A 3033-nucleotide genomic window follows, 5' to 3' on the forward strand; every position below is an offset into this window, starting at 1 on the left:
ATTTAAGGTATGCCATAGACGCCAGTAAAATTAATAAGGAACTGGGCTGGAAACCCTCCGTAACCTTTGAGCAAGGCCTTGAATTAACTATTGACTGGTATCTTGAGAATCAGGAATGGTTAGATCATGTTACCTCCGGCGATTATCAGGAGTATTATGATAAGATGTATAAATAGTGAAGTACAAATAAATAGTTTTATAAATGAAAGGGATAGTACTGGCCGGAGGGTCTGGAACACGTCTGCATCCATTAACATTATCAGTAAGCAAGCAATTAATGCCTATCTATGATAAGCCCATGATATACAATCCGCTATCTACACTTATGTATGCGGCCTATGATATGAGTTATATAGATAAGGAACAATTCAAATATTTAGCACAACCAATGATGAAAAGTGGCTATGGGATAAACTTGTTAGGAATTATAAATAAACATCAATGAATGCATCGGAGACTAAGTTAAGGGGATGTTTTGTTTTAACGCCTAAATTATTTAATGACGAGAGGGGTTATTTTTTTGAAAGTTTTAACAAAAAGTCTTTTGAACAAACTATTGGCAAGAAAATAACTTTCGTTCAGGATAATCAATCTTATTCAACTTACGGGGTAATCAGGGGGTTACATTATCAAACCGGGGAATATGCTCAGGCAAAATTAATAAGGGTACTTAAAGGAAGTATTTTGGATATTGTTGTAGACCTACGAAAAAATTCCCCCACTTTTGGTCAACATTTATCCTTAGAATTGACTGATATAGATAAAAAGCAGCTTTTTATACCTAGGGGACTTGCTCATGGTTTTGTAGTTTTGAGTAATACTGCAGAAATTTTTTATAAATGTGACAATTACTACAATAAAGAAGCAGAAGGAGGAATTATTTATAATGATAAACAATTAAATATTGATTGGTTACTTCCTGATAATAAATTGATTATTTCTTTAAAAGATTTGAAGCTCCCAACATTAAAAAATGCCAAAATGCCATGAATATTTTGGTGACGGGAGCAAACGGACAGTTAGGCAAATGTTTAAAGAAAATTGCTGGAACTTATGATGCTTTGAATTTTAATTTCATGGATTCTAAAGCTTTGGACATAACCAAGAAAAGTAGCATAAATGCGGCCTTTGAATCTGGGCATTTCGATTATTGCATTAACTGTGCCGCCTATACAAATGTGGAACAAGCAGAAAAAACACCAGAAAGGGCATTTGCCGTAAATGCAGATGGGGTTAAAAATATTGCTACTGCATGCAAGAACCATGATGTGGTTCTTATTCATGTTTCGACCGATTACGTATTTGATGGGGAAAAGAAATCCCCTTACATCGCTGATGATATTCCAAACCCTATAAATGAATATGGCAGGTCAAAGCTTTTAGGAGAACAGTATATTCAGGAAATATTGGATAAATATTACATCATCAGAACATCATGGCTGTATTCTGAATACGGCAACAATTTCTATAAGACTATTGTAAACAAAGGTAAAACAGAGAGTGTACTTTACATTACGGATGAACAAACAGGATGCCCCACAAATGCAAATAATCTGGCAAAATATATTTTAAGATTAATTACTTCTCCTAAAACGAAATATGGCATTTATCATTTTACAGACTGGCAAGCTATTACCTGGTATGATTTTGCAAAAGAAATATTGAAAGAAACCAACCTGGACGGGAAAATTAAGGTAGAAAGGGCTAAGAATTATCGTACTTTTGCGGCAAGACCACGAAATAGTATCCTAAAATCCAGTTAAATATAAAAAGATAGACTAAATAAATTTAGAAAAGAGATGGAGGCTTCTAAAAGAGCTGAAAATAGTAACTTATCTAATTGCTCATAAGGATTTTAAGGAGTAAAAACCTGCCACAGAAAAATTATTCTTGATTTTTGCGGTATTATGAACTAAATAGTAAATGATGTTTTGACTAATAGAGTAAAAGAAATTTTTAGTGATGTTGATAGTAAAGAAATCCTTTTAAAAGGATTTTCTTTTTTGTCCATACGAGTCATAGGCCTTTTTATGGGTTACCTGTTTACTTTTTTAGTGGCTAAATATTACGGAGCTGGAACATTAGGTTTAATATCACTTTGCTTTTCATTATTCCTGTTTGCTGGAATTATGGGGAGGTTAGGCCTTGATATAAATTTGGTAAGATATTATTCTACGCAAGCTAACCTGAATGACACGGGATTATTTTATAGAGTATTATTGAAATCTTTCATAGGGTCTTCTATAATAGCACTTATTATTTTTTTACTCAGGGATTATATCATTTATGATATATTTAAAAAACCTCAGTTAGAACCCTATTTTGTTTGGGCTGTATTAGCAATACCTATGTGGTCAGGCACTTTGGTATGTGCAGGATTATTAAGGGCAAGAAAAAAGAATAAGTGGTTTGCTTTTCTAAACAATCCCGGCAGATTTACTTTTACAGTTCTTTTTTTCCTGATTTTGTGGGCAATTGCAGACTCTCCGATTAATGCAATTAAAGCCCATTTTTTTGGTATAAGCACTTTGTTTGTTCTGTCTTTTTATCTGTCCGCGAAGAGCTTTCAGAAAATTTCTTTAAACACGGTTCAAAATACATGGACATTTCTCAGGGAAGCATTACCAATGATGCTGTCTTCAACCATACTAGTTCTATTAGGCTGGTTAGACACGTTTGTATTGGGAATTTATGAATCTGTCGATAATATTGGAATTTACAATGTTGCCCTTAAATTAGCTACTTTAACCAGCTTTACTCTTCAGGCAATTAATTCAATTCTAGCACCTAAATTGGCTAGTAGCCATAATGATGGAAATCAAGAACAATTTCATAAGTTAATTCAATTTACAACCCGATTAAACTTTTTTTCTACGCTGGTCATCGTATCGGTAATTCTTATATTTCGCGAATGGATTTTAAGTATTTTTGGAGCGGAATTTATTGCAGGGGCCAATATTTTAGTCATTTTATGCATTGGCCAATTAATCAATAGTATGTCGGGATCCGTAGGGGTTATTATGCAAATGACAG

General features: G+C 33.5%; 3 protein-coding genes and 2 pseudogenes. All 5 read left to right on the forward strand.

Annotation, left to right across the window (positions count from 1 at the left end; all coding sequences use genetic code 11):
* Positions 1–176: pseudogene (locus tag Q0X89_RS05805) on the forward strand (dTDP-glucose 4,6-dehydratase); the annotation flags it as partial.
* 26 nt (positions 177–202) lie between these two features.
* Positions 203–418, forward strand: a pseudogene (locus tag Q0X89_RS05810) (sugar phosphate nucleotidyltransferase); the annotation flags it as partial.
* 23 nt (positions 419–441) lie between these two features.
* Positions 442–990 (forward strand): dTDP-4-dehydrorhamnose 3,5-epimerase, encoded by a 549-nt coding sequence (gene rfbC / locus Q0X89_RS05815; RefSeq protein WP_297692059.1) that lies wholly within the window; start codon positions 442–444, stop codon positions 988–990.
* Complete coding sequence (rfbD, locus tag Q0X89_RS05820) at positions 987–1763, forward strand: dTDP-4-dehydrorhamnose reductase (RefSeq protein WP_297692061.1); 777 nt, start codon at positions 987–989, stop codon at positions 1761–1763. The genes rfbC and rfbD overlap by 4 nt, the downstream gene beginning before the upstream one ends.
* Positions 1764–1931: 168 nt before the next feature.
* Positions 1932–3033: oligosaccharide flippase family protein (locus Q0X89_RS05825; RefSeq protein WP_297692063.1), on the forward strand; the 1102-nt coding region annotated here is incomplete at its 3' end.

It is taken from the genome of uncultured Eudoraea sp., assembly GCF_947258525.1.
Lineage (GTDB): Bacteria > Bacteroidota > Bacteroidia > Flavobacteriales > Flavobacteriaceae > Eudoraea.

Excerpts from the sequence above, each read along its gene's own strand:
- rfbD (WP_297692061.1), top strand. The coding sequence starts at position 987 with ATGAATATTTTGGTGACGGGAGCAAACGGACAGTTAGGCAAATGTTTA.
- rfbC (WP_297692059.1), top strand. The coding sequence starts at position 442 with ATGAATGCATCGGAGACTAAGTTAAGGGGATGTTTTGTTTTAACGCCT.